This window comes from Streptomyces sp. NPDC097617 (assembly GCF_044761485.1).
Classification (GTDB): Bacteria; Actinomycetota; Actinomycetes; order Streptomycetales; family Streptomycetaceae; genus Streptomyces.
Genome location: NZ_JBIWCL010000001.1, coordinates 20,444 through 46,099 on the forward strand (window position 1 = coordinate 20,444; position 25,656 = coordinate 46,099).

Annotated in this window: 26 protein-coding genes; 14 read left to right on the top strand and 12 right to left on the bottom strand. The window is 71.1% G+C overall.

Annotated features, from left to right (window positions below):
• Nucleotides 1–60: 60 nt before the first annotated feature.
• From ACIQZO_RS00115 to ACIQZO_RS00130, 4 genes are all read right to left on the bottom strand, one after another.
• Nucleotides 61–309, bottom strand: a complete 249-nt coding sequence (locus tag ACIQZO_RS00115) for an acyl carrier protein (protein ID WP_030009997.1) — start codon at nucleotides 307–309, stop codon at nucleotides 61–63.
• Nucleotides 310–366: 57 nt separating this feature from the next.
• Complete coding sequence (locus tag ACIQZO_RS00120) at nucleotides 367–1,371, bottom strand: ketoacyl-ACP synthase III (RefSeq protein WP_403617752.1); 1,005 nt, start codon at nucleotides 1,369–1,371, stop codon at nucleotides 367–369.
• 19 nt (nucleotides 1,372–1,390) lie between these two features.
• Complete coding sequence (locus tag ACIQZO_RS00125; protein WP_403617754.1) at nucleotides 1,391–2,308, bottom strand: ACP S-malonyltransferase; 918 nt, start codon at nucleotides 2,306–2,308, stop codon at nucleotides 1,391–1,393.
• A gap of 89 nt (nucleotides 2,309–2,397) precedes the next feature.
• Complete coding sequence (locus tag ACIQZO_RS00130; protein ID WP_403617756.1) at nucleotides 2,398–3,615, bottom strand: PucR family transcriptional regulator; 1,218 nt, start codon at nucleotides 3,613–3,615, stop codon at nucleotides 2,398–2,400.
• Between the two features lie 93 nt (nucleotides 3,616–3,708).
• Between ACIQZO_RS00130 and ACIQZO_RS00135 the strand changes: the two genes are divergently transcribed.
• Nucleotides 3,709–4,404, top strand: coding sequence for a pirin family protein (locus ACIQZO_RS00135; RefSeq protein ID WP_403617758.1), 696 nt, complete (start codon nucleotides 3,709–3,711; stop codon nucleotides 4,402–4,404).
• On the opposite strand, the gene ACIQZO_RS00140 is transcribed toward ACIQZO_RS00135, so the two are convergent.
• Nucleotides 4,401–5,219: a serine hydrolase domain-containing protein gene (locus ACIQZO_RS00140; RefSeq protein WP_403619134.1), complete on the bottom strand. Its 819-nt coding sequence runs from the start codon at nucleotides 5,217–5,219 to the stop codon at nucleotides 4,401–4,403. The two genes, ACIQZO_RS00135 and ACIQZO_RS00140, sit on opposite strands and share 4 nt — an antisense overlap.
• Before the next feature lie 78 nt (nucleotides 5,220–5,297).
• Between ACIQZO_RS00140 and ACIQZO_RS00145 the strand changes: the two genes are divergently transcribed.
• Together ACIQZO_RS00145 and ACIQZO_RS00150 are read left to right on the top strand one after the other, a co-directional pair.
• Nucleotides 5,298–5,696: a MerR family transcriptional regulator gene (locus ACIQZO_RS00145; RefSeq protein WP_403617760.1), complete on the top strand. Its 399-nt coding sequence runs from the start codon at nucleotides 5,298–5,300 to the stop codon at nucleotides 5,694–5,696.
• Complete coding sequence (locus tag ACIQZO_RS00150; RefSeq protein WP_403617762.1) at nucleotides 5,693–6,715, top strand: aldo/keto reductase; 1,023 nt, start codon at nucleotides 5,693–5,695, stop codon at nucleotides 6,713–6,715. The genes ACIQZO_RS00145 and ACIQZO_RS00150 overlap by 4 nt, the downstream gene beginning before the upstream one ends.
• Before the next feature lie 84 nt (nucleotides 6,716–6,799).
• Here the strand turns inward: ACIQZO_RS00150 and ACIQZO_RS00155 are convergent, their stop codons facing one another.
• The 3 genes from ACIQZO_RS00155 to ACIQZO_RS00165 all read right to left on the bottom strand — a co-directional run bounded on the left by ACIQZO_RS00155 (nucleotide 6,800) and on the right by ACIQZO_RS00165 (nucleotide 9,766).
• On the bottom strand, nucleotides 6,800–7,642 hold the full coding sequence (locus ACIQZO_RS00155; RefSeq protein ID WP_403617764.1) for a DUF4429 domain-containing protein: 843 nt from the start codon (nucleotides 7,640–7,642) through the stop codon (nucleotides 6,800–6,802).
• A gap of 75 nt (nucleotides 7,643–7,717) precedes the next feature.
• The gene (locus ACIQZO_RS00160) at nucleotides 7,718–8,869 is read right to left on the bottom strand and encodes an alpha/beta hydrolase (RefSeq protein ID WP_403619137.1); all 1,152 of its coding nucleotides are present in this window, start codon (nucleotides 8,867–8,869) and stop codon (nucleotides 7,718–7,720) included.
• Nucleotides 8,870–9,088: 219 nt separating this feature from the next.
• Entirely contained in the window at nucleotides 9,089–9,766 is a 678-nt protein-coding gene (locus tag ACIQZO_RS00165; protein WP_403617766.1) for a TetR/AcrR family transcriptional regulator, read from the bottom strand.
• A gap of 328 nt (nucleotides 9,767–10,094) precedes the next feature.
• On the opposite strand from ACIQZO_RS00165, the gene ACIQZO_RS00170 reads away from it, so the two are divergent.
• A complete protein-coding gene (locus ACIQZO_RS00170; RefSeq protein WP_403617768.1) occupies nucleotides 10,095–10,496 on the top strand; it encodes a peptidase inhibitor family I36 protein in 402 nt (133 codons plus the stop codon).
• On the opposite strand, the gene ACIQZO_RS00175 is transcribed toward ACIQZO_RS00170, so the two are convergent.
• The gene (locus tag ACIQZO_RS00175; protein WP_403617770.1) at nucleotides 10,477–11,271 is read right to left on the bottom strand and encodes a potassium channel family protein; all 795 of its coding nucleotides are present in this window, start codon (nucleotides 11,269–11,271) and stop codon (nucleotides 10,477–10,479) included. The genes ACIQZO_RS00170 and ACIQZO_RS00175 overlap by 20 nt on opposite strands.
• 79 nt (nucleotides 11,272–11,350) lie before the next feature.
• Nucleotides 11,351–14,083 carry a pyruvate dehydrogenase (acetyl-transferring), homodimeric type gene (gene aceE, locus ACIQZO_RS00180; RefSeq protein ID WP_403617772.1) on the bottom strand — a complete coding sequence of 911 codons (2,733 nt, stop codon included), beginning with the start codon at nucleotides 14,081–14,083 and terminating at the stop codon, nucleotides 11,351–11,353.
• Nucleotides 14,084–14,553: 470 nt separating this feature from the next.
• Between aceE and ACIQZO_RS00185 the strand changes: the two genes are divergently transcribed.
• From ACIQZO_RS00185 to ACIQZO_RS00210, 6 genes are all read left to right on the top strand, one after another.
• Nucleotides 14,554–14,979 carry a DUF3052 domain-containing protein gene (locus ACIQZO_RS00185; protein WP_403617774.1) on the top strand — a complete coding sequence of 142 codons (426 nt, stop codon included), beginning with the start codon at nucleotides 14,554–14,556 and terminating at the stop codon, nucleotides 14,977–14,979.
• 172 nt (nucleotides 14,980–15,151) lie between these two features.
• Nucleotides 15,152–15,610 (top strand): peroxiredoxin, encoded by a 459-nt coding sequence (locus ACIQZO_RS00190; RefSeq protein ID WP_403617776.1) that lies wholly within the window; start codon nucleotides 15,152–15,154, stop codon nucleotides 15,608–15,610.
• Between the two features lie 167 nt (nucleotides 15,611–15,777).
• A complete protein-coding gene (locus ACIQZO_RS00195; RefSeq protein ID WP_030009302.1) occupies nucleotides 15,778–16,353 on the top strand; it encodes a TerD family protein in 576 nt (191 codons plus the stop codon).
• 211 nt (nucleotides 16,354–16,564) lie between these two features.
• Nucleotides 16,565–17,140, top strand: a complete 576-nt coding sequence (locus ACIQZO_RS00200) for a TerD family protein (RefSeq protein WP_403617778.1) — start codon at nucleotides 16,565–16,567, stop codon at nucleotides 17,138–17,140.
• 25 nt (nucleotides 17,141–17,165) lie between these two features.
• Nucleotides 17,166–18,281, top strand: a complete 1,116-nt coding sequence (locus tag ACIQZO_RS00205) for a DUF475 domain-containing protein (RefSeq protein ID WP_403617780.1) — start codon at nucleotides 17,166–17,168, stop codon at nucleotides 18,279–18,281.
• A gap of 123 nt (nucleotides 18,282–18,404) precedes the next feature.
• A complete protein-coding gene (locus ACIQZO_RS00210; protein ID WP_403617782.1) occupies nucleotides 18,405–19,145 on the top strand; it encodes a Tellurium resistance in 741 nt (246 codons plus the stop codon).
• Between the two features lie 87 nt (nucleotides 19,146–19,232).
• Here the strand turns inward: ACIQZO_RS00210 and ACIQZO_RS00215 are convergent, their stop codons facing one another.
• Nucleotides 19,233–19,991 (bottom strand): TerD family protein, encoded by a 759-nt coding sequence (locus ACIQZO_RS00215; RefSeq protein ID WP_403617784.1) that lies wholly within the window; start codon nucleotides 19,989–19,991, stop codon nucleotides 19,233–19,235.
• A 194-nt stretch (nucleotides 19,992–20,185) separates the two neighbouring features.
• On the opposite strand from ACIQZO_RS00215, the gene ACIQZO_RS00220 reads away from it, so the two are divergent.
• The 4 genes from ACIQZO_RS00220 to ACIQZO_RS00235 are packed head-to-tail and all read left to right on the top strand — an operon-like array spanning nucleotide 20,186 to nucleotide 25,384.
• Complete coding sequence (locus ACIQZO_RS00220; RefSeq protein ID WP_403617786.1) at nucleotides 20,186–21,352, top strand: HpcH/HpaI aldolase/citrate lyase family protein; 1,167 nt, start codon at nucleotides 20,186–20,188, stop codon at nucleotides 21,350–21,352.
• A 41-nt stretch (nucleotides 21,353–21,393) separates the two neighbouring features.
• Nucleotides 21,394–23,901, top strand: coding sequence for a phosphoribosyltransferase (locus tag ACIQZO_RS00225; RefSeq protein WP_403617788.1), 2,508 nt, complete (start codon nucleotides 21,394–21,396; stop codon nucleotides 23,899–23,901).
• On the top strand, nucleotides 23,898–24,728 hold the full coding sequence (locus tag ACIQZO_RS00230; protein ID WP_403617790.1) for an HAD family hydrolase: 831 nt from the start codon (nucleotides 23,898–23,900) through the stop codon (nucleotides 24,726–24,728). Before ACIQZO_RS00225 ends, ACIQZO_RS00230 begins: the two co-directional genes overlap by 4 nt.
• Entirely contained in the window at nucleotides 24,725–25,384 is a 660-nt protein-coding gene (locus ACIQZO_RS00235) for an O-methyltransferase (RefSeq protein WP_403617792.1), read from the top strand. The genes ACIQZO_RS00230 and ACIQZO_RS00235 overlap by 4 nt, the downstream gene beginning before the upstream one ends.
• Before the next feature lie 48 nt (nucleotides 25,385–25,432).
• Here ACIQZO_RS00235 and ACIQZO_RS00240 read toward each other — a convergent pair whose 3' ends face one another.
• Entirely contained in the window at nucleotides 25,433–25,648 is a 216-nt protein-coding gene (locus ACIQZO_RS00240; protein WP_403617794.1) for a zinc ribbon domain-containing protein, read from the bottom strand.
• Nucleotides 25,649–25,656: the final 8 nt, after the last annotated feature.

The window sequence follows — 25,656 nt, forward strand, 5'->3', positions numbered from 1 at the left end:
CTCAGGGGGTGCTGAATTGTCACGGCGCCACCGCCAGGTGGCGACAAACGCTCGTCAGGCTCAGGCCTGGTGCTTCAGGATGTAGTCAGCGGCGTCGCCGACCGTCTTGAGGTTCTTGACGTCCTCGTCCGGGATCTTGACGTCGAAGCGCTCTTCGGCGGCGACGACGACCTCGACCATGGAGAGCGAGTCGACGTCCAGGTCGTCGGTGAAGGACTTCTCGATCGCGACGTCCTCGGTGGGGATACCGGCGATCTCGTTGACGATCTCCGCGAGACCCTCGACGATCTCTTCCTGCGTGGCGGCCATGTGGCGCTCCTTCTATAGCTAACTGGGGTGGAACAGGGTGGGATGTGTATCCCGGCCCTAGGGGAGGGTAACGACCGTCGCGGCGTAGACGAGTCCCGCCCCGAAGCCGATGACGAGCGCGGTGTCGCCGCTCTTCGCCGCTCCGGTCGCCAGGAGCCGCTCCATAGCGAGCGGAATCGAGGCGGCCGAGGTGTTGCCGGTGGTCTCCACGTCACGGGCGACCGTGACGTGCTCCGGCAGCTTCAGAGTCTTCACCATCGAGTCGATGATCCGCATGTTCGCCTGGTGCGGAATGAAGACGTCCAGGTCGTCCGCGGTGATCCCGGCGGCGTCGAGCGCCTGCTGGGCCACCTTGGCCATCTCGAAGACGGCCCAGCGGAAGACCGCCTGACCCTCCTGGGTGATGGCCGGAAACTTTTCGCCGCCGTCCTTGCCGAGGTACTCGTCCCACGGCACGGTCTGCTTGATCGTCTCGGACTTGTCGCCCTCCGAACCCCACACCGTGGGGCCGATGGCCGGCTCCTCCGAGGGACCGACGACCACGGCGCCGGCGCCGTCACCGAACAGGAAGGCCGTCGCGCGGTCCTCCAGGTCGGTCAGGTCCGAGAGCCGCTCCACGCCGATGACGAGGACGTACTCCGCGGATCCTTCCACCACCAGACCCTTGGCCAGGGTCAGGCCGTAGCCGAATCCCGCGCAGCCGGCGGAGATGTCGAAGGCGGCGGGCTTGCCCGCGCCGATCCGGTGCGCGATCTCGGTCGCGATGGCCGGAGTCTGCTTGAAGTGCGAGACCGTCGAGACGATCACGGCACCGATCTGCTCCGGGGCCACACCGGAATCGGCCAGCGCCTTGCCCGAGGCCTCCACCGACATCGCGGCGACGGTCTCCTGCGGCGAGGCCCAGTGCCGGGTCGCGATGCCGGAGCGGGAGCGGATCCACTCGTCGGACGAGTCGATGGTCTCGAGGATGACCTCGTTGGGCACCACACGGGTCGGGCGGTAGCCGCCGACACCGAGGATGCGGGCGTAAGGGGAGCCCTTGGCCGGCTTGATCTTGGACATGCTGTGTGGGCTCCTTCTCTCAGGCCGTCAGTTCGGCGACGAGCGCCGCGGCCTTGTCGAGATCGTCCGGGGTCTTCAGACCCACGCTCGGTACGCCCTTCAGCGCGCGCTTGGCCAGGCCCGTCAGGGTGCCACCGGGGCAGAGCTCGATGATTCCCGTGACGCCGAGCTCGGCGAACGTCTCCATGCACAGGTCCCAGCGGACCGGGTTGGCGACCTGGCCGACCAGGCGGGCGACGACGTCGGCGCCCGTGGCGACGACGAGGCCGTCCTTGTTCGAGACGTACTTCAGCGCCGGGTCGGCCGGGGAGAGGGCCTCGGCGGCCTTCTCCAGGGTGGCGACCGCCGGGGCCATGTGGTGCGTGTGGAAGGCGCCCGCGACCTTGAGGGCGACGACCTTCATGGAGCCTTCGGGCTTGTCGGCCTCCAGGGCAGCGATCTGCTCCATGGTGCCGGCGGCCACGATCTGACCCGCGCCGTTGATGTTGGCCGGCGTCAGACCCAGCTTCTCCAGGTGGGCGACGACGACGTCGCGGTCGCCGCCGAGGACCGCGGCCATGCCGGTCTCGGTGACGGCGGAGGCCTCGGCCATCGCGAGCCCGCGGGTCCGGACGAACGACAGCGCGTCCGCCTCGGACAGGACGCCGGCGTAGGCGGCGGCGGTGATCTCACCGACGCTGTGGCCCGCGACGGCGCCGAAGACGGCCGGGGAACCGAGCGCCGAGGCGGACAGCAGACCGGCGGCGACCAGCAGGGGCTGGGCCACGGCCGTGTCGCGGATCTCGTCGGCGTCGGCGTTCGTGCCGTAGTGGGCGAGGTCCAGCCCGATGGCGTCCGACCACGCGGCGACGCGGTCGGCGGCACCGGGAAGTTCGAGCCAGGGAGTCAAGAAGCCGGGCGTCTGAGCGCCTTGGCCGGGAGCGACGAGTACGAGCACCCTCACACTCTCTCTTGTGGATGGTCCCCGCCGCCCGTGGGGACAGGGACGAAGAACCGTCGGGGTAATTGTTGATGTCCGACAAAAGTCTAGGACTGAGGATCGCCGTCGGCCAGACGCCCCAGAATCAGGGCGATCCGCAACGTGAACGCGGAGCGGACGTCGGAGGGAGACCATCCGGTGACGTCGGTCACACGTCGTAGCCGGTAGCGCACCGTGTTGGGGTGCACGAACAGCATCCGCGCCGCCCCTTCGAGGCTGCTGGCCTGCTCCAGGTAGACGCTCAGGGTCTCCAGTAGTGCCGACCCCGCCTCCTCCAGTGGTCTGTAGATCTCCTCCACCAGCTGATCCCTGGCGGCGGGATCGGAGGCGATGGCGCGTTCCGGCAGGAGATCGTCCGCCAGGACCGGCCGAGGGGCATCCTGCCAGGCCGTGCACGCTTTCAGCCCGGCCGCCGCGGCCTGCGCCGACTTCGTTGCGTTCAGCAGGTCGGACACCACCGGTCCGGCGACCACCGGACCCGCCGCGAACGGACCGATCAGCGACTTGGCCACCTGGATCGGGTTGTCGCTGCCGCCGGCGATCACCACCAGGCGGTCCCCGAGCACACCCGTGAGGACCTGGAGCTTGTGGTGGCGGGCCGCGCGCCGGATCGCCTCGACCGTCAGCTCGCTGTCCCCCTCCGGCGCCGTGCCGAGCACCACGCACACGTACTCCGGGGAGTTCCAGCCCAGCGCCGCCGCCCGGGACAGCGCGCCCTCGTCCGCCTCGCCGGAGAGCACCGCGTTGACCACCAGGGACTCCAGCCGGGCGTCCCAGGCCCCGCGGGCCTCGGCGGCCTGCGCGTACACCTGGGCGGTCGCGAAGGCGATCTCCCGGGCGTACACCAGCAGCGCCTCGCGCAGGATCGACTCGTCGCCGGGCGCCGCCACCTCCTCGATCGCGGCCTCCATGACCTCGATCGTGGTGCGGACCATCTCGACGGTCTGCCGCAGGGTGATCGCCCGGGTCAGCTCGCGCGGAGCCGTCCCGAAGACGTCGGTGGAGATCGCTTGCGGGGTCTCCGGGTGCCTGAACCACTCCGTGAACGCGGCGATACCGGCCTGGGCGACCAGACCGATCCAGGACCGGTTCTCGGGCGGCATGGCCCGGTACCACGGCAGGGTCTCGTCCATGCGCGCGATCGCGTTGGCGGCGAGCCGGCCGGAGGACTTCTCCAGTCGGCGCAGCGTCGCGGTGTGCGGATGGGCGGGAGCGGGATGCGCGGCGTGGGTGGCGGGCGAATGCTCACGTTCGGGTTGGGGCACGTGACAAGACTGCCTTATCGGGACGGGTACGCGGAGTCCGGTCCCGTGCCCGGCCCCGCGCCCCGGCCCGCGGCTGGGTCTACGGTGGCCTTCATGATTGATGTTCGCCGTGGGGCCGACCGGTACGAGGGCGGGGACCCGGCTGCCGGGATCACCACCCGGCACGCCTTCTCCTTCGGCGCCTTCTACGACCCGGACAACCTGCGCTTCGGCCCCGTCCTGGCCTGCAACGAGGAGACCCTCGCGCCGGGCGCCGGCTTCGACGAGCACCCGCACAGCCACACCGAGATCGTGACCTGGGTGATCGACGGCGAGCTCACCCACCAGGACAGCACCGGCGAGAAGAGCCACGTGCGGCCCGGCGACGTCCAGCGGCTCAGCGCCGGGTCGGGAGCGCGCCACGCGGAGCGCAACGACGGGACCGGGCGGCTGCGCTTCGTGCAGATGTGGCTCTCGCCGCTCGCCGCGGGCGGCGATCCCTCGTACGAGGTGGTCCGTGAGCTCACCGACGCCGCGCCCTACGAGCTCCCCGCGTCCGGCGCCGTCCTGCACGTACGGCGGCTCGGCGCGGGCGAGCGCGTCGCCGTGCGGGCTGCCGACCGCGCGTACGTCCACGTGGTGCGCGGGGACCTGCGCCTGGACGGGGAGGAGCTGGGTCCCGGGGACTCGGCGCGGATCACCGCGGAGCCGGATCTGGAGATCGTCGCCGGATCCCCGGGCGAGCTGCTGATCTGGGAGTTCCCCGCCCAGGGGGCCCCGGCGGCCCCGAAGCCCCCGGCGGTCTCCTAGCGGGAGCGGAGCTCGGCCAGCACCGCGTCCGTGAACGGGGTCCAGGCCTCGGCCGCCCACGGGCCGAAGGGGCGGTCGGTCAGGGCCACGCACGCGGCGCGCGCGTCCGGGTCCACCCACAGGAAGGTGCCGGCCTGGCCGAAGTGGCCGAAGGTGCGCGGCGAGGAGGTGGTGCCCGTCCAGTGCGGGGACTTGTGGTCGCGGATCTCCACGCCCAGACCCCAGTCGTTGGGGGACTGGTGACCGTAGCCCGGCAGGACTCCCTTGAGCCCGGGGTGGACGACCGAGGTGGCCTCGGCGACCGTACGGACGTCCAGCAGCCGGGGCGCCTGCAGCTCGGCGGCGAAGCGCAGAAGGTCGCGGACGGTGGAGACGCCGTCCTTGGCGGGCGAGCCCTCCAGGGCGGTCCCGGTCATGCCCAGCGGCTCGAGGACCGCCTGGTGCAGGTACTCCGCGAAGGGGATGCCGGTGGCCTTGGCGATGTGGTCGCCGAGCTCCTCGAAACCGGCGTTCGAATACAGCCGGCGCTGCCCGGGCGGGGCCGACACGCGGTGCTCGTCGAAGGCCAGGCCGCTGGTGTGCGCGAGCAGGTGACGGACCGTCGACCCCTCGGGCCCGGCCGGATCGTCCAGCTCGATCGCCCCCTCCTCGTACGCGACGAGGGCGGCATACGCGGCGAGCGGCTTGGTGACCGACGCCAGCGCGAACCGGTGGTCGACGGGTCCGTGGGAGCCGGCGAGGCTCCCGTCGGCCCGCACGACGGCCGCCGCGGCGGTCGGCACCGGCCAGGTCTCTATGATCCGCAGGCTTTCCATGCCGTTCACGGCCTCCACGCTCTCCATGCCGCCGAGCCTACTTGCTTGGAGTGCACTCAAAGGTTTTAGCGTGGAGTCATGAGCCAGAGCCTGACGCAGACGCGGTACACGATCAGCGAGGTCGAGGCCCGGACCGGTCTGACCCAGCACACCCTGCGCTGGTACGAGCGGATCGGCCTGATGCCGCACGTGGACCGCTCCCACTCGGGACAGCGGCGCTTCACCGACAAGGACCTCGACTGGCTGGCCTTCGTCGGCAAGCTGCGGGCCACGGGGATGTCGGTGGCGGACATGGTTCGGTACGCCGAACTGGTCCGCGAGGGCGCCCACACGGTCGAGGAGCGCCGGGAGCTGCTGGAACACACGCGCCGCGAGGTGCGCTCGCGCATCACCGAGCTCACGGACGCGCTCGCCGTACTGGATTACAAGATCGACATGTATGCCATGAAAACGGGACCGGGGAAGGCACAGCCATGACGGAACACGGCACCACTCTCGAACAGGTCGAGCTCGGCAAGGGCGGCCCGCTGGTCGGCGTCCAGGGGCTCGGCTGTATGGGCATGAGCGAGTTCTACGGGGACACCGACGAAGCGGCAGCCCGGCAGACCCTGGAGGCCGCGCTGGCCGCAGGGGTCACCCTCTTCGACACCGCCGACGTCTACGGGCGGGGACGCAACGAGGAGTTCCTGGCGCCCTTCGTGGCCGCGCACCGGGACGAGATCACGCTGGCGACGAAGTTCGCGATAGAGCGCACCGACGACCCGCAGTACCGGGGCATCCGCAACGACCGGGCCTACGTCCGCACGGCAGTGGAGGCCAGCCTGCGCCGCCTCGGCGTGGACGTCATCGACCTGTACTACATGCACCGGCGCGACCCCGCCGTGCCGTTCGGCGAGTCCGTCGGCGCCATGGCGGAGCTGGTGCGGGAGGGCAAGGTCCGCCACCTCGGCCTCAGCGAGGTCACGGGGGCGGAACTGCGCGAGGCGCACGCCGTGCACCCGATCGCGGCGCTGCAGTCGGAGTGGTCGCTGTTCAGCCGCGACGTGGAGCGCAGCGCGGTGGGCGCGGCGGCGGAGCTGGGCGTGGCCGTCGCGGCGTACTCCCCGCTCGGCCGGGGCTTCCTGACCGGGTCCTTCGCCGACGCATCGGCGGAGCTGTCGAAGAACGACTTCCGCCGCTATCAGCCGCGGTTCAACGGCGACAACGCGAAGGCCAACGCGGAGCTGCTGGTCCCGGTCCGGGAGATCGCCGCGGAGCGCGGTGCGACCCCGGCGCAGATCGCCCTGGCGTGGGTGCAGCAGCGGGCGAAGGTGCACGGGCTGACCGTGGTCCCGATCCCGGGCACCCGCAAGCCGGCCCGGCTGCTCGAGAACACGGCGGCCACCCGGATCACCCTCACGCGGGCCGAGCTGGACCTGCTGGAGCCGATCGCCGGGCAGGTCGCCGGGGACCGCTACCCGGACATGAGCTCCACCTCGGCGGCCCGGGAGGCCTGAGCCCGAGCGTCGAGGTGTGGCCCCGGGGCGAGTACGGCAAGTGCCTCGAGTACGGCAAGTGCCTCGAGTACGGCGAGTCGGCGGCTACAGCGACTCGGCGGCGAACCGGTCCCGCAGCGCCGCGTACTCCGCGTCCGTGAGCAGCCCCGCCGCGTGCAGCTCGCTCAGGTGCCGCAGCCGGTCGTCGCCGGAGCGGGACCGCGCCGCGGCGGCGACCGGGGTACGGCTGCGCAGGGCGGCCAGGACGGCCGCGGCGAACGGCAGCGACTCGTGGACCGCCCCGTAGCCGGTGCCGAACACGGCCGACGACAGGTCGTGGTCCGGGCGGGGGTCGGCGGCGGTGTCCCGCAGCAGCAGCCGCAGGTGGCCGCCGGGGCCCTCGGGGGAACACCACTCGACGCCGGTGACGGCGGCCAGCGGGTAGCGCTGGTCGCCCGCCTTCCACTTGGTGCCGGTGGCGCCCGTACGGGACCAGTGGAAGGTGATCGCCGAGCCGTCGAAGGCCACCCGGGCGTCGTGCGCCTTCAGGTGCACCGGCGGCTGCGGCACGTCGACGAGGAAGCGCTCGCACGGCTCGTCGGCGTCCGGCCCCAGCCGGGACCGCAGCGCGTCGGCGAATTCGGCGGCCAGCGGCGCCCGCTCGCCCGGCAGGACCAGCCGGTACGGATCGCAGGTCTCCTTCAGCTGCCCCCCGGCCGCCTCCATCAGCGGATCCGCGCCGGGCCGCGGGAGGACACGCAGCACCACCGCGTCGCGCTTGCCGTCGGTCTCGGTCACGGACACGGCGGACACCGCTTCGAGGGGGATCCTGCGCGAGCCCATGGCGTGGAGCAGCCTCGGCGTTCTGATCCCCCGTGTGAAGCGGATGAGCACCGAGTCCGAGTCGAACTCCCAGACGGCATGATTTCCGGCCAGTACGTCACCCATGCGGCACATCGTAAAGGGCGGCGCCCCCGCGCGTCCCCCCGGTTGCCGGGCCCGTTCTTCGCGCCTCTACGCGCGTCAGTCCTGCTCTGTCCCGGAAATCCCGCGCCGGCAGGCATCGTTCCCGGTCGCGCAGACAACGGAAGCGAACGCGCCGGTTCCGATCCTGGCGAAGTTGTCCATCGAGTCCGTCCCTGGCGAGAAATAGCCGGTGTGGCTCTTGGCCCGGGCCGAGGACAGCAGCCGCGCGCCGAACGCCGGGGACACCGGGTCGGCGCCGTGGCCCAGCCCGCCGACCTCCAGGTGCGGTACGTCCGCGATCCAGTCGCCCTCGTCGCGGGTCGCCCAGACGCGCGCCGAGGTGTGCAGCCCGGTCACGTTCTCCGCGCGCATCCCGGGGCTGCCCGCCACCACCACGTCGGTCACCCGGCGCGGCAGCTCGTGCGCGGCCACCCCGCAGACCACCGATCCGTAGCTGTGGCAGAACAGCGCCACGCTGGAGTCCCCGGGCAGGGTGGTGGTGAGGTCCTTCAGCAGGACGGCGCCGTCGACGGCCATGCGGCCCGTGGCGGCGTCCACGCCGACGCCGGTGGGGGCGGTGTAGCCGGCCCAGGCGATCACCGCCGTCCGGCGGTCCGGTTCGGCCGTGCGCTGGGCCTCGTAGAGGGACTCGGCCATACCGACGGGCGAGGTCAGACGGCGCTGGGTGCGCTCGAAGGTGAGTACGTCGGTGTCGACGCCGGGGACGATCACCGAGACCCGCTCGGCCCGGGCGAGGTCGCCGAAGACCTCCGCCACGCGGCCGCCGCCGGTCGGGTCGAAGGCCAGGATCTGCCGTCCCGGGTCGGCGAGCGAGGCGAAACGGTGCGAGCGCCGGATGGCGGTGGCCCGGTCGGCCGGGGTCAGCGCGACATCGCGGCCGCGGGCCTCCTCGACCCGGCGGGCCTGCTCCAGCCCCGTCAGGTTGGCCTGGTAGCGAACGACCGCGGGGACCCCGTCGAGATTGCCGACGACGAGGGGGTAGCCGTCGGCGAGTCTGGCGCGCTGTGCGCCGTCGAGGCCGGCGAAGAAACGGGCCACGGTCCGCGCGGGGGCGTTCGACGGCGGCACCGGGCGGCCGTCGATCCGGGCCTTGGCCCAGGCCCCGAGGGCGGCGACCCGCAGCGGAGTGCCCCCCTCCGGCCGGTGCACGGCCGTCCAGCCGGTCGTCGCCAGCATGATGAAGACCACCGCCAGCGCGAGCAGGGCACGCAGGGCGGCAGGGCGCGGGTCGGCGCCGAGGGCGGTGGGGTGGGCAAGGCCGGGCACGTTCACTGTGACCAGCCTATGAGACGAATTGCGGCACGGGCCTGCCGGGTGACCGGACTCACGGCCGACCGTGGGACCCCGTGAGGCCCGTCCGGGGGACCCCCGGACGGGCCCGCCGACCGCACGCCGCGGCCGGCCCGGCTACGCGGGCTCGCGCCACGCCGAGGTCAGCGCCGGTCCGATCCCGTCGAGGTACGTCTCCGTCAGCTTTCGGATCGACTCCACGCTGGTGTCCTCACCCTGCCCCCAGAGCCGTCCCGTGACGCGCATCACTCCGCAGAACGCGGCGACGGCGACCCGCGGTCGGGGATCGGCTTCCACGTCCAGGCCCTCGCGGGCGCCGATCAGCCGGGCGAGCCGGTCCTCCAGCTCGGTGGAGCGCCGCAGGTGCACGGCGAGCAGCGCCGGAGTGGACTCGATCAGCCGGTAGCCGCGCATGTAGAGATCGACCGGAACCACCTCGGACAAGGTCGCCTCGACGCCGTCCCAGGCGGCGAGCGCCGCGCCCCGCAGGGCCTCGAAGGGCCGCTCGGCGGCCGGCCGGGCCCGCAGCTCGGCGACGAACCGCGACTCGACCAGCTCCTGGAGGGCGAAGACGACCTCCTCCTTGTTGGCGAAGTAGCGGAAGAAGGTGCGCTGGGACACGTGCACGGCGTCGGTGATCTCGTCGACGGTGGTGCGCTCGTACCCCTGGGAGAGGAACAGCAGCAGCGAGGCGCGCAGCAGCGCGTCCCGGGTGCGCCGCTTCTTGCGTTCGCGCAGCCCGGCCACCGGCGCGACCACCGGGGCGGCCGCGGCCGACCGCTCGTCGATCACCACCGCGGGGGCTCCTTCCTGACGCCGAGTGGGCGGTCAGATTACCGGTGCCGGACCGGGGCGAGCGCGTGACACGTTCGGGTCGGCCGCCCGCCGGGCCCGCAGCCCGGCCGGGGCCGCCGCCGCCCGGCCCGGCCGCTCCAGGCCGCTCCCGGAGGCGTCAACTCCGTACGTACGACAGCCCCGTCGGACGGTTCCGGCGAGGCTGTCGCCTATCCGGGTGGAACCACCCAAGGGCTCTTCCGTCGAGCCGTCACCGCAGGTCAGCGTGGTGTCCGCGGAGCTCCGGAAACGGTCCGGGTGCCCTCCGTCCACAAGGAGTTGACCCGTCATGCGTACGTGTCGAAGCACCCGCGCCACCACCACGACCACCCTGGCCGCGACCGCCCTGGCCCTGACCGTCCTCATCCCGAGTACGGCCGCCACGGCGCACGCCGCGGGCCCGCCGACCCTCGCAGCCTGCGCCACCGGGCAGCTGTGCCTGTGGGCGAAACCGGAGTTCAAGGGAGCCCGGCAGACGCACGAACTGAGCAACCTGGACATCAACAGCTGTACCGCGCTGCCGGCCGGGACCAGCGCCCAGTCCCTCAGCAACCGCACCGGCCGCCCGGTGACCACCTACCAGTCGGCCGAGTGCGCGGAGACGGGCGAGTTCCAGACCTACCCGGGCGACGGCGTCTGGCTGCCCCAGTCGCCCTACCAGGTGAGGGCGTTCAAGGTGTGGGAGCGGTAGCTTCCCGCTGCGCCGGGGCGCTCGGCGGGTCGGCCGCGGCCGTCCCGGCCGCCGCGCCGCCCAGCCGGGCGACCTCGCCGCGCAGCGCCCGTACCTCCTCCTGCAGCTCCCGGATCGCCGCCAGCTGGAGCACGTCCGCCCGGTCGTCGCGCTCGAAGCGGGAGATGAACCACGCGGCGATGTTCGCTGTCACCACACCGAGCAGGGCGATCCCGGACAGCATCAGACCGACGGCCAGGACCCGGCCCAGGCCGGTGGTGGGCGAGTGGTCCCCGTACCCGACCGTCGTCATCGTGGTGAAGGACCACCACACGGCGTCGCCCAGGTTCTTGATGTTCCCCTCGGGGGCGTCCCGCTCCACGCTGAGCACCGCCAGCGAGCCGAACATCAGCAGGCCCACGACGGCCCCGGCCACGTACGTCGTCAGCCGGATCTGCGGAGCCATCCGGGCCCGCCGGCCCACCAGCATCAAGGTGGCGATCAGCCGCAGCAGCCGCAGCGGCTGCACCAGCGGCAGTACCACGGCGGCCAGGTCCAGCCAGTGGGTCCGCACGAAGTGCCTGCGGTCCACCGAGAGCGCCAGCCGGATCAGGTAGTCGACGGCGAAGGCACCCCACACCACCCACTCCACGTAGGTGCAGGTCCGGTGCACGTCCGCATGCGCGTCGGGGGCGACGATGGGCACGGCGTACGCCACGGCGAAAGCCAGGGCGAGCAGGAGCAGCGGAGTCTGGCTCCGCCGCTCCCACTGCAGCCGGCGGGAGGGTTCCTTCATGCGGAGCATCGTAGGCAACGCATAAAGACGAGCGGGCCCCGGCCGAAGCCGGGACCCGCTCGCCGAGCCGCCGAAGGCGCTACGCGTCGCCGCCCGCCGCGCCCGGGTCCGCCGCCGCCACGTCCAGCAGCTGGTACCGGTCGATCGCCTGCTTCAGCAGCGAGCGGTCGATCTTCCCCGCCTTGGCCAGCTCGGTGAGCGTCGCCAGGACCACCGACTGCGCGTCGATGTGGAAGAAGCGCCGCGCCGCACCGCGGGTGTCCGCGAAGCCGAAGCCGTCCGCACCCAGCGAGGTGTACGCGCCGGGCACCCACCGCGAGATCTGGTCCGGAACCGAGCGCATCCAGTCCGAGACCGCCACGAACGGCCCCTCCGCACCCGACAGCTTCCGCGTCACGTACGGGACGCGCTGCTCCTCCTCCGGGTGGAGCAGGTTGTGCTTCTCCACCTCGACGGCCTCGCGGCGCAGCTCGTTCCAGGAGGTCGCCGACCAGACGTCCGCCCGCACGCCCCAGTCGGCGGCCAGGATCCGCTGCGCCTCCAGCGCCCACGGCACCGCCACGCCCGAGGCCATCAGCTGCGCCCCGATCGTGCCCTCGGTGCCCTGCGACACCCGGTGGACGCCATGGAGGATGCCGTCCACGTCGACGTCCGCCGGCTCGGCCGGATGCTGGATCGGCTCGTTGTAGACGGTCAGGTAGTAGAAGACGTCCTCAGCCTCCGGGCCGTACATCCGCCGCAGACCGTCCTTGACGATGTGCGCGATCTCGTAGCCGTAGGCCGGGTCGTACGCCACGCAGCCCGGGTTCGTCGAGGCGAGCAGCTGGGAGTGACCGTCCGCGTGCTGGAGGCCCTCACCCGTGAGGGTGGTCCGCCCGGCGGTCGCACCGAGGACGAAACCGCGCGCCAGCTGGTCGGCCATCTGCCAGAACTGGTCACCCGTGCGCTGGAACCCGAACATCGAGTAGAAGACGTAGACCGGGATCAGCGGCTCGCCGTGCGTCGCGTACGCCGAACCCGCGGCGATCAGCGAGGCCGTGCAGCCCGCCTCCGAGATGCCGTCGTGCAGCATCTGGCCGGTCGGGGACTCCTTGTACGCGAGCAGCAGGTCGCGGTCGACCGCCTCGTACTGCTGGCCCAGCGGGTTGTAGATCTTGGCGCTCGGGAAGAAGGCGTCCATACCGAAGGTGCGGTACTCGTCGGGCGCGATCAGCACGAAGCGCTTGCCGATCTCCTTGTCCCGCATCAGGTCCTTCAGGATGCGGACGAAGGCCATGGTCGTGGCGATCGACTGCTGCCCGGAACCCTTCTTCGCGGCCGCGTACGTCGTGTCGCCCGGCAGCTGCAGCGGCTTCGCGCGCACCACACGGGTCGGCACGTACCCGCCCAGCGCACTGCGCTGGTCGTGCATGTACTGGATCTCGGGGGAGTCGGGGCCCGGGTGGTAGTACGGCGGAGCCCCGCCCTCCAGCTGCGCGTCCGTGATCGGGATGTGCAGGCGGTCGCGGAAGCGCTTGAGGTCGTCGACCGTCAGCTTCTTCATCTGGTGCGTGGCGTTGCGGCCCTCGAAGTTCGGACCGAGGGTCCAGCCCTTGACCGTCTGGGCCAGGATCACCGTCGGCTGGCCCTTGTGGGCCTTGGCCGCCGCGTAGGCCGCGTAGACCTTCTTGTGGTCGTGACCGCCGCGGCCCAGGTGCTGGATCTGCTGGTCGGACATGTTCTCGACCATCGCGCGCAGCCGCTGGTCGCCGCCGAAGAAGTGCTCGCGGATGTACGCGCCCGACTCGGTGGCGTACGTCTGGAACTGCCCGTCGGGGGTGGAGTTCATCTTGTTGACCAGGATGCCGTCGCGGTCCTGGGCCAGCAGCGGGTCCCAGGAGCGGTCCCAGATCAGCTTGATGACGTTCCAGCCGGCACCCCGGAAGATCGACTCCAGCTCCTGGATGATCTTGCCGTTGCCGCGCACCGGGCCGTCGAGGCGCTGCAGGTTGCAGTTGACGACGAAGGTCAGGTTGTCCAGGCCCTCGCGCGCGGCGATCGACAGCTGGCCGAGCGACTCCGGCTCGTCCATCTCGCCGTCGCCGAGATACGCCCAGACGTGGGACTTGGAGGTGTCCGCGATACCGCGCGCCTCCATGTACCGGTTCATCCGCGCCTGGTAGATCGCACCGAGCGGACCGAGGCCCATCGAGACGGTCGGGAACTCCCAGAAGTCCGGCATCAGACGCGGGTGCGGGTAACTCGAAAGGCCGTACGGGGCCTTCGACTTCTCCTGGCGGAACGAGTCGAGCTGCTGCTCGGAGAGCCGGTCCAGCAGGTAGGCGCGGGCGTAGATACCGGGGGAGGCGTGGCCCTGGAAGAAGATCTGGTCGCCGCCGTCGCCCTCGTCCTTGCCCCGGAAGAAGTGGTTGAAGCCCACGTCGTAGAGGGAGGCGGACGAGGCGAACGTGGCGATGTGGCCGCCGACGCCGATACCGGGACGCTGGGCGCGCGAGACCATGACGGCCGCGTTCCACCGGGTGGCGTTGAGAACCTTGCGCTCGATCTCCTCGTTGCCGGGGAAGAAGGGCTCGTCCCGGGTGGCGATCGTGTTGACGTAGTCCGTGCTGCGCATCTCGGGCACGGCCACGCGCTTCTCGCGGGCCCGCTCGATCAGCCGCAGCATCAGGTAGCGGGCGCGCTCACGGCCCCGCTCGTCGACCGCGGCGTCGAGGGAGTCGAGCCACTCCTGCGTCTCCTCCGGATCGAAGTCCGGGACCTGACTCGGCAGGCCGCCAATGATGATCGGATTGCGATCGGATGCGGAAGCCACGCTGTTCCTTCGCTGTCGGGGGAGTCGTGCCTTGGGTTCGCCGCCTCCCATGCTCTTACGCTGGGCCGAAATCTTCATCTTTACCAACGGGTAATCCCTGGAAACCGCAGGGAACCCGGTGGAACCGGGTGGGGGAGAATCGGCGGAGATCCGTCGCGAGTCCGACCAAACCGCAACCTTACGCCCAAGCCGGGCGCCGACTCGGTCGGACCGTTCGTCCCTCAAACAGGTAAGAAAGGCATCAAGCGTCGACGATGATGCCGAATGAGCTGGAATGGTGTGGGATGAATCACGAGAGGTGCACACGGGAAGGCTGAAAGTTGCGGCGAGACGGCCGCAATCGTCACCGTTTCGACGGTCTCGACGGCCGGGTACTTGCGCGATCCGCCGCGCCCGTGTGGACTACGCCCAATGCTGCGCGTACGCGCGCCGCCAGAAGACATTCACCGAACATGAGCAGGAGGCACCCCGTGAGCGCGACCGCGGACCACGCGGAGAGCCTGGCCGCCCGGCTGGGTTTCCAGTCCGAACAGGTGGTCCAGGAGATCGGCTTCGACGACGACGTCGATCAGGAATTCCGTGACGCTGTCGAGAAGTACGTCAGCGAGCTCGCCGACGAGGACTACGACGACGTCGCCGACGCGGTGCTGTTGTGGTTCCGCGACGAGGACGGCGACCTGACGGACGCCCTGGTCGACGCGACCGAGCTGGTCGAGGACGGCGCACTGATCCTGCTGCTGACCCCCAAGACGGGCCGTGACGGCTACGTCGAGGCCAGCGACATCAGCGAAGCCGCCGAAACGGCCGGCCTCTCCCTCGCCAAGGGGCTGCCCGTCGGCAAGGAGTGGACGTCCACCAAGCTGGTGACGCCGAAGGCGGCCAAGGCCAAGCGCTGAGCCGCATCCGCAGCCGAGCGGACACGCAACCGCACCCCGCCGACCAGGTGACCCCGGTCGGCGGGGTGTGCGCGTTCCGCGCCCGGGCCCTACCGGGGCTCGGGGCAGGACCTAGTCTGTGACTCACCCGATCAGCCCAACGCGGGGATGCGGGAACGAAGGGATGCGAGAGATGGCGATCGTGGTCGGCGACAAGGCGCCGGACTTCGAGCTCAAGGACAACCACGGCAAGGCCGTGCGGCTCTCCGACTTCCGGGGCGAGAAGGCGGTCGTGCTGCTCTTCTACCCCTTCGCCTTCACCGGCGTCTGCACCGGCGAGCTGTGCGAGCTGCGCGACCAGCTCCCGCGCTTCCAGAACGACGACGTGCAGCTCCTCGCGGTCTCCAACGACTCCGCGCCCACCCTGCGCGTCTTCGGGGAGCAGGAGGGTCTGGAGTACCCGCTGCTGTCCGACTTCTGGCCGCACGGCGAGACCTCCCGCGCCTACGGGGTCTTCGACGAGGACAAGGGATGCGCGGTCCGCGGCACCTTCATCATCGACAAGGACGGCATCGTGCGCTGGACTGTCGTCAACGGACTGCCCGACGCGCGCGACCTGAACGAGTACATCAAGGCACTCGACAGTCTCTGAGGGCGCCGACGCGGGCCGTACACGCATTTTCCCTGCGAAAACCGCTTACAGGCGGGAACCCGTCACTAGGATCGAAACGTTGATCCGGTAGCTCCCCCGGTCACGACCGGGAGGGCCCGTGCACGACGGGGCACCGCCCCACACATACAGAACCCAATGGAGGACCTGTGGGAGTCAGCCTCAGCAAGGGCGGCAACGTCTCGCTGACCAAGGCCGCGCCTAACCTGACGGCGGTCATCGTCGGTCTGGGCTGGGATGCTCGCACCACCACCGGTGTCGACTTCGACCTCGACGCCAGCGCGATCCTGACGAGCGACCAGGGCAAGGTCACCAGCGACGCGAACTTCGTCTTCTTCAACAACCTGAAGAGCCCCGACGGCTCGGTGGAGCACACCGGTGACAACACCACCGGTGAGGGCGAGGGCGACGACGAGGCGATCAAGGTCAACCTGGCCGGCGTCCCGGCCGACGTTGCCAAGATCGTCTTCCCGGTCTCGATCTACGAGGCCGAGAGCCGCCAGCAGAGCTTCGGCCAGGTCCGCAACGCGTACATCCGCGTCGTGAACCAGGCCGACAACACCGAGCTCGCGCGGTACGACCTCTCCGAGGACGCCTCGACCGAGACCGCCATGGTCTTCGGCGAGCTGTACCGCAACGGCGCCGAGTGGAAGTTCCGCGCCATCGGCCAGGGCTACGCATCGGGCCTGCGCGGCATCGCGCAGGACTTCGGCGTCAACGTCTGAGTCCGAGAGCAGTCCGTCCGTCCGGCGCCGTGCACTGTGTGTACGGCGCCGGACCGGCTTTACCCGCGCACGCCACCGCGGGCGGCGCACCGCACCACCGTTGGACCGCACCACCCGTCACACCGCACCACCGCACCACCGCACCACCCGTCACACCGCTACACCGGCACACCGCCGAACCGCCACACCGTCGTCCGGGGAGGACCACAACATGGGCGTCACACTCGCCAAGGGGGGCAATGTCTCCCTCTCCAAGGCCGCACCGAACCTGACCAGGGTGCTGATCGGTCTCGGATGGGACGCGCGCTCGACCACGGGGGCCGACTTCGACCTCGACGCCAGCGCGCTGCTGTGCAACAGCGGCCGGGTGCTGGGGGACGAGTACTTCGTCTTCTACAACAACCTGACGAGCCCCGACGGCTCCGTCGAACACACGGGGGACAACCTCACGGGCGAGGGTGAAGGCGACGACGAGTCGATCATCATCGACCTCACCAAGGTTCCGCAGACGGTGGACAAGATCGTCTTTCCGGTCTCCATCCATGACGCGGACGCCCGCCGGCAGAGCTTCGGCCAGGTGAGCAATGCCTTCATCCGCGTGGTGAACCAGGCCGACGGCCAGGAGCTGGCCCGCTACGACCTCTCCGAGGACGCCTCCAGCGAGACCGCGATGATCTTCGGCGAGGTCTACCGGTACGGCGGCGAATGGAAGTTCCGTGCGGTGGGGCAGGGGTACGCGTCGGGGCTCCGAGGCATCGCTCTAGACTTCGGGGTCAACGTTTCGTAAAGCCGTACAAGACGATGGGGTGCCAGTGGTTCTCAAAACCTTCGGCTGGTCGTTCGCAATCACTGCGCTCGGTCTGGTCGCAGCGGTGTTCTACGGGGGGTGGCAGGCCTTCGGTATCGTCGCGATCCTGTCGGTCCTCGAGATCTCGCTGTCTTTCGACAACGCGGTGGTCAACGCCGGAATCCTGAAGAAGATGAATGCCTTCTGGCAGAAGATCTTCCTCACCATCGGCGTGCTGATCGCGGTCTTCGGTATGCGACTGGTCTTCCCCGTCCTGATCGTCGCGATCAGCGCCAAGATCGGGCCCATCGAGGCCGTCGACCTGGCGCTCTCCGACAAGGACATGTACGAGCAGTTGGTGACGGACGCTCACCCGTCCATCGCCGCCTTCGGTGGCATGTTCCTGCTGATGATCTTCCTCGACTTCATCTTCGAGGACCGTGACATCAAGTGGCTCGCCTGGCTGGAGCGCCCGCTCGCCAAGCTTGGCAAGATCGACATGCTGTCCGCCTGCATCGCGCTGATCGTCCTGGTCATCGCCTCGATGACGGTCGGTGCCAACGCCCACCAGCACGGTGGCGTCCATGTGGACAAGGCGCAGACCGTCCTGATCTCCGGTGTCCTCGGCCTGATCACCTACATGATCGTCGGCGGCCTCTCCGGCTACTTCGAGAACAAGCTCGAGGAAGAGGAGGAGGCCGAGCACGAGGCCGAGGAAGAGGCCAAGAAGAGCGGCAAGCCCGTCTCGGCCGTGGCCATGGCCGGCAAGGCCGCCTTCTTCATGTTCCTCTACCTCGAAGTCCTCGACGCCTCCTTCTCCTTCGACGGGGTCATCGGCGCCTTCGCCATCACCAACGACATCGTGCTGATGGCCCTCGGCCTCGGTATCGGTGCCATGTACGTCCGTTCGCTGACGGTCTACCTGGTCCGCCAGGGCACCCTCGACGACTACGTGTACCTGGAGCACGGCGCGCACTACGCCATCGGCGCGCTCGCCGCGATCCTGCTCATCACCATCCAGTACGAGATCAACGAGATCATCACCGGTCTCGTCGGCGTGCTGCTCATCGGATGGTCCTTCTGGTCCTCCGTGCGCCGCAACAAGCGCCTGGAACTGGAGGGTTCCACCGCCGAGGCATGACCGCGGCGGTAATGCGGAACGCTCCCTTGCGGGGCGGTCCACCGGGTTCACGGACCCGGCGGGCCGCCCCGCTTCCGTAGGCTCAGGGCCATCAGGGGATCCAGGGGACCAGGGGGGTAGGGGATGGGCTTCTTCGACGGCATCATGGGCAGCCGGGCCGTGCAGTTCCAGTCGGGCAGTGCCTCGTCGAACGCGATCGAGCTGACCAAGCGGCAATCGACGGTGTCGCTCACCAAGCAGGGGGCCGTCCACGGCAATCTGCGCGTCAATCTGTCCTGGCGCATGCGCACGTCGGACATAGGCGGGCGCTCCGGCCAGAGCGGCCAGCTGTTCCGGCACCCGTTCAAGCTGTTCAAGCCGGACATGGTGCAGGCGCACACCCAGGGCATGGTCAACGTCGACCTGGACATGGGCTGCCTGTACGAGCTGACGGACGGCACCCGCGGCGCCGTGCAGCCGCTGGGGAACCTGCTGGGCGACCTCAACGACCCGCCGTACGTGAAGCTCAGCGGCGACGACCGGTTCGGTTCGGCCTCGGGGGAGACCCTCTACGTCAACCTCGACCACGCCGACGAGATCAAGCGGCTGCTGGTCTTCGTCTACATCTACGACCAGACCCCGGCCTTCGACCGGACGCACGCCATGGTCACCCTCTACCCGGTCACGGGGCCGCGGATCGAGATCCCGCTGGACGAGCGGCACCCGCAGGCCCGCTCCTGCGCGGTCGTCTCCCTGGAGAAGGTCAAGGGCGAACTGGTCGTGCGGCGCGAGGTGAAGTTCGTGTACGGGTTCCAGGCCGAGCTCGACCGGCTGTACGGCTGGGGGCTCCAGTGGGGGCGCGGCTACAAGAGCACCAAGGCCTGACCGGGGCCGGCCGGGCACCCGGGGTCGGCCGATCCGCCGGAGCCGACCGGGCGCACAGGCCCGGCCGGGTCGGCGGCGCCAGAGGCGTCAGCGGCGGATGAACTGGGGACCCTGCACCGGCAGCCGGAAGGACGGGTCACCGCCCGGACCCGGGACCGGGGCCGGGGACACCGGCTGCGGGTACCCGTAGGCGGGCTGGATGGGCGGCGGGGCCTGCGTGGGCGGGGCCATCATCGCGGTCTGCTCCGAGCCGGGTCCGGAGGCGGGACCGGCCGCGGCGGCCGCGTCCGGTTCGCCGGCGTTCTCGTCGACCGAGATCCCGTGGTCGGTCGCCAGACCCACCAGCCCGTCGGAGTAGCCCTCGCCGAGCGCCCGGAACTTCCACCCCTCGCCCCGCCGGTACAGCTCCCCGCAGATCAGCGCCGTCTCGGCGCCCGTCTCGGGCCGTACGTCGAAGTAGGCCAGCGGTTCGGAGCTGCCGGTCGCGGAGGCGTCGTAGAGGAGGATCCGCAGGTCGTGGACCCGCTCGAAGGGGACGTCCTCGGCGGAGGCCACCACCAGGATCCGGTCCACGGCCGGGGTCACCGTGCGCAGGTCCGCCTGGACCGCGTCGGTGATCGCGTCGCCGATCTGCTTCTTGCCGAGCCGCCAGACGGCGCCCGAGGGGTGGCGGGGCTGGTTGTAGAAGACGAAGTCCTCGTCCGAACGCACCCGGCCGTCCGGGCCGACGAGCAGCGCCGAGGCGTCCACGTCCGGCACCTCGGGGCCGCCGGTCCAGCGCAGCACCGCCCGGACCGCCACGGCGGCCACCGGGATGTTCGAGCCCTTCTGCATCGCGTGCGTCATGCCTGTCATCCTGCCCTCCCGGGGTGGACAGGGACAATGCGGCCCCCCGTAGGGCCTTGTCCCGAACGCGAGAGCTGGGCATGGTGCAAGAGGGTTACCTGAACTTCATGTGCTTGAGGAACTCTTGACTCACGTTCGTACGTACTATTACCGGCCATGCCAGTTGGGCCGCCGAGGCAGTACGGGGGAAGCACATGCGTCACTTTGGGCACATAACGCCCACCGTCCGTAAGGACCTCTTCCACCAGGAACCGGCGGAATTCACCGGAGCCTCACCCTCCCGTGTCCTCGCGGCGGCGCTGGGAGCCACGCTCTACAGCCCCGCCACCCGCCCCACGCTCGCCGCGGACATCCGCAAGCAGGCCGGCCGCGGGGTCGTCTCCATGGTCCTTTGCCTGGAGGATTCCATCAGCGACGGCGATGTCGCCGACGCCGAGGAGAATCTCGTCCGGCACTTCGCCGAGCTCGACGCCGACAGCGGGGAGCTCCCGCTGCTCTTCATCCGCGTCCGCACTGCCGAACAGATACCCGACCTGGTCCGCAGGCTCGGCGGCTCCGTGCGGTGCCTGGCCGGATTCGTACTCCCGAAGTTCGACGAGAAGCGCGGTATTGCCTTCCTCGAAGCCGTGGCCGAGGCGGAGGCCGTCGCCGGGGTGTCCCGCCTGTATGCCATGCCCGTCCTGGAGACCCCGGACCTCCTCCACCTCGAAACCCGGGCGGAGGCCCTCGCCGGCATCTCCCGCACGGTCAACAGCCACCGCGAGCGGGTCCTGGCACTGCGGCTCGGCGTGACCGACTTCTGCTCCGCCTACGGACTGCGGCGCACCCCCGACATGACCGCCTACGACGTCCAGATCGTGGCGGGCGTCATCGCGGACGTCGTCAACGTCCTCAGCCGCGCCGACGGCACCGGCTTCACCGTGACCGGCCCCGTCTGGGAGTACTTCCGCAGCCAGCAGCGCCTCTTCAAGCCCCAGCTGCGCCGCAGCCCCTTCCTGGAGGAGGGCGTGGAGGAACTGCGCACCGCCCTGATCGAGCACGACCTGGACGGGCTGCTGCGCGAGATCGAGCTGGACCGGGCCAACGGGCTCCTCGGCAAGACGTGCATACACCCCGCCCACGTCACGCCCGTGCACGCGCTGTCGGTGGTCTCGCACGAGGAGTTCTGCGACGCGCAGGACATCCTGCGGCCCGAGCGCGGCGGCGGCGGCGTGATGCGCAGCGCCTACACGAACAAGATGAACGAGGTGAAGCCCCACCGGGCCTGGGCCGAGCGCACCATGCTGCGCGCCGAGGTTTTCGGTGTGGCGAAGGAAGAGGTCGGCTTCGTCGACCTGCTCACGGCCGGACTCCAGGTGTGAGCACGCCCGCGCGGACACCGGCGCAGGCACGGACAATGACGATGACGAGGAAAGGCAAGACGATCGAAGCGGTGTGGTCGGGTACCTGGGTCGCGGACCGGCTGGGCGTGGGCCTGGAGGACTCCGGTGACGGTCCGCGGCTGACAGAGCTGCTCGGACTGGCCCTGCGGCGCAACCCCAAGCGCGCCCACCTGCTGGTCTCGCAGGTCCTCGGCAAGCACGTCCCGCAGTCCCCGGAGGTCGTGTACGCGGCCGGCTTCGGGCTCGGCGAACGCGTCCGGGCGCTGCTCGGCGAGGACGGCGCCGCGGCCGCCGTGGTCCTCGGCTACGCCGAGACCGCCACCGGCCTCGGCCACTGCGTGGCCGACGGCCTCGGCCCGGCCCCCTACCTGCACTCCACCCGCCGGCCCGTGCCGGGCGTGCAGCCCGCCGGCGGCTTCGAGGAGGCGCACTCGCACGCCACCTCGCACCTGCTGCTGCCCGAGGACCCGCGGCTGCTCGCCGGCAGCGGGCCCCTGGTCCTCGTCGACGACGAGTTCTCCACCGGCAACACGGTCCTGAACACCATCCGCGACCTGCACGCCCGCCACCCCCGCTCCCACTACGTGGTCGTCGCCCTCGTCGACATGCGCTCCGCCGCCGACCGCGACCGGCTCACCGCCTTCGCCGCCGAGCTGGGCGCCCGCGTGGACCTGATCGCCCTCGCCACGGGCACCGTCTCCCTCCCCGACGGCGTCCTGGCCAAGGGCCGGGCCCTGGTCGAGGAGTACGAGGAGCAGGCCGCGGCCGGATCGCCGACGAGCCCCGGCCGCGCCGCCCCGGCGGGCGACCCGCGGCCGCCGATCCGCCTGGACCTCGCCGAGGACTGGCCGCAGGGGGTTCCCGACGGCGGCCGGCACGGCTTCACCGCCGCGCACCGCGCCCGGCTGGAGGCGGCCCTGCCCGCCCTGGCCGGCCGGATCGCCGCCGCGCTCGGCGAAGCCGCCCCGGGGAGGGTCCTCGTACTCGGCAACGAGGAGCTGATGTACGCGCCGCTGCGCCTCGCCAAGGCCTTGGAGGCGGCGGGGGCGGCCCGCGAGGTCCGCTTCTCGACGACCACCCGCTCGCCCGTCCTCGCCGTCGACGACCCCGGCTACGCCATCCGCACCCGGCTGGTCTTCCCGGCCCACGACGCCCCGGCCGACGGTCCCGGCGACCGCTACGCCTACAACGTCCGCGCCGCGGACGGCGCCGGCTTCGACGCCGTCGTCGCCGTCGTGGACTCCGCCGGTGACACCCCCGAGCTGCACACGGGACTGCTGGCGGCCCTCGCCCCGCACACCGGCCGCGTCGTCCTGGCCGTCGTCCCGTCCTACGTACCCGACCGGCGGGAGCCGAAGCCGAACATGAGCGAGCCGACCGAGCCGACCCTGAGCGAGCCGCTGCGCGGCCCCGCCTTCTCCTCGTACGCCGCCGAGGACGTCGGCTGGCTGCTCCAGGACCTCTCCGGCGTCGAACTGGAAGCACCCACGGAGGAGCGCGAGGAGGCGATACAGGCCGGCGGCGCGCACTACGCCGAGTCCCTGCCCGTCGAGTACCAGCCGTCCCCCCAGTACCAGGAGCTGTACCGCAGCGCGCTGGAAGCCTCCGCCGCCCGCGTGGCCCGGGCCGTCGGCACGGTCACCGAGACCGTCCTCGCCGAACGCTCCCCGTCCCCGGTCCTGGTCTCCCTGGCCCGCGCCGGCACCCCCGTCGGCGTGCTGATGCGCCGCTGGGCCCACGCCCGCCACGGCCTGGACCTGCCGCACTACGCCGTCTCCATCGTCCGCGGCCGCGGCATCGACGCCAACGCCCTGCGCTGGCTGGCCGCCCACCACGACCCGGCCGATGTCGTCTTCGTCGACGGCTGGACCGGCAAGGGCGCCATCACCCGCGAGCTGAAGGTGGCCCTCGGCGAGTTCGAGGGCTTCAACCCGGAGATCGTCGTCCTCGCCGACCCCGGCTCCTGCGTGGAGACCTACGGCACCCGCGAGGACTTCCTGATCCCCTCCGCCTGCCTCAATTCCACCGTCTCCGGTCTCATCTCGCGTACGGTTCTGAGGTCCGACCTCGTCGGTCCCGCCGACTTCCACGGCGCGAAGTTCTACCGCGAGCTCGCCGGAGCCGACGTATCCGTCGAGTTCGTCGACGCCGTCGCCGCCCACTTCGACGCGGTGGCCGACGCCGTCGACGAAGAGGTCAAGGAAGTCGTCGCCGCCGACCGCACCCCCACCTGGGAGGGCTGGGCGGCCGTCGAGCGGATCAGCGAGGAGTACGGCATCCACGACGTGAACCTCGTCAAGCCCGGCGTCGGCGAGACCACCCGCGTCCTGCTGCGCCGGGTCCCGTGGAAGATCCTGGCGCAGCGCGGCGCCGGGGCCGACCTGGACCACGTACGGCTGCTCGCCGAGCAGCGCGGCGTCCCGGTGGAAGAGGTCGACGGACTGCCCTACACGTGCGTAGGACTCATCCACCCCCGATTCACGCGCGGCGCCACCGGCGCCGACGGAAAGGCTGTGGCCTCGAAGTGACTGTCCTCGTAGCCAGTGATCTCGACCGTACGCTCATCTACTCGGCGGCCGCCCTCGGTCTGACCATGCCCGACCCGGTGGCCCCGCGGCTGCTGTGCGTCGAGGTCCACGAGAGCAAGCCGCTGTCCTACATGACGGAGACGGCGGCGGGACTGCTGGCGGAGCTGACGGCCGACCCTTCGGTGGTCTTCGTCCCCACCACCACCCGCACCCGCAAGCAGTACCAGCGCATCCGCTTCCCCGGCCGCCCGGCCCCGTACGCCATCTGCGCCAACGGCGGGCAGCTGCTCGTCGACGGCGTGGCGGACCGGGACTGGCGGCGGCAGGTCGCCGCGCGCCTGGCCGAGGAGTGCGCCCCCCTGGAGGAGGTGCACCAGCACCTGCTGTCCACGGCCGACCCGGCGTGGCTGCGCAAGGCGCGCCTGGCCGAGGACCTCTTCGCGTACCTCGTCGTCGAGCGCGCGCTGGTCCCCGACGAGTGGCTGAAGGCCCTGTCGGAGTGGGCCGACGCACGCGGCTGGGCGGTCTCCCTCCAGGGCCGGAAGATCTACGCCGTCCCGCGCCCGCTCACCAAGAGCGCCGCCATGCACGAGGTCGCCCGCCGCACCGGCGCCACCACGACCCTCGCGGCCGGCGACTCGCTGCTCGACGCGGACCTGCTGCTGGCGGCGGACGCGGGCTGGCGTCCGGGCCACGGCGAACTGGCCGACGCTGCCTGGACGGCGCCGACGGTGACCGCACTGGCCACGGCAGGCGTCCTGGCGGGCGAGGAAATCATGCGCGCATTCGCCCTGGAAGCCGCCCGACTCGGCAGACTGGACGCATGACCAAGGGCAACAGCACCAAGATCACGGACGAGCTCTACCGGTACATGCTCGACCACAATCCCCCGCTGGACCCGGTCCAGCGGGGGCTGGTGGCGACGACCTGCACGAAGTTCCCGGACGTGGCCGGGATGCAGTCCGCCGAGGAGCAGGGGCCGCTGCTGGCCTTCCTGGTCCGCCTCACCGGCGCCCGCCACATCGTCGAGGTCGGCACCTTCACCGGCTTCTCCGCCCTGTCGATGGCCCAGGCGCTGCCCGCAGACGGCCGCCTCATCGCCTGCGACGTCTCCGAGGAGTGGACGCGGTACGGCCGCCGGGCCTGGGAGGAGGCGGGCGTCGCGGACCGCATCGAACTGCGCATCGCACCGGCGCTGGAGACCCTGCGCGCCATGCCGACCGAACCGCACATCGACATGGCCTACGTGGACGCGGACAAGGAGAGCCAGATCGCCTACTGGGAGGAACTCGTGCCGAGGCTGCGTCCGGGCGGCCTGATCGTCACCGACAACACCCTGTACCACGGCACGGTTCTCGACGAGTCGGCCACCGGCTCGGCGGCCGGCGTCCGCGCCTTCAACGACCACGTCTCGGCGGACCCGCGCATGGACTCCGTCCTCCTCGCGATCTCGGACGGCCTGACCCTCTCGCGCAAGCGCTGACCGCCCGCCGGGGCCCGGCGCCCGCTCGGGCCCCGGCTCGGGCCCGGCTCAGCCGCAGCCGCCCCCGCCGCAGCAGCCGCCCCCGCCGCCCATCGCGGGCGCGGGGGCGCCGCCGCCCGTGCCGCCCACGGCCACGGCGGACAGCAGCTTCACGGTGTCGGCGTGGCCCGCCGGGCAGTCGGCGGGGGTGGAGGACTCGGCCATGGGCCGACTGACCTCAAAGGTGTCGTCGCAGGTCCGGCAGCGGAATTCGTATCGAGGCATGCGCACAG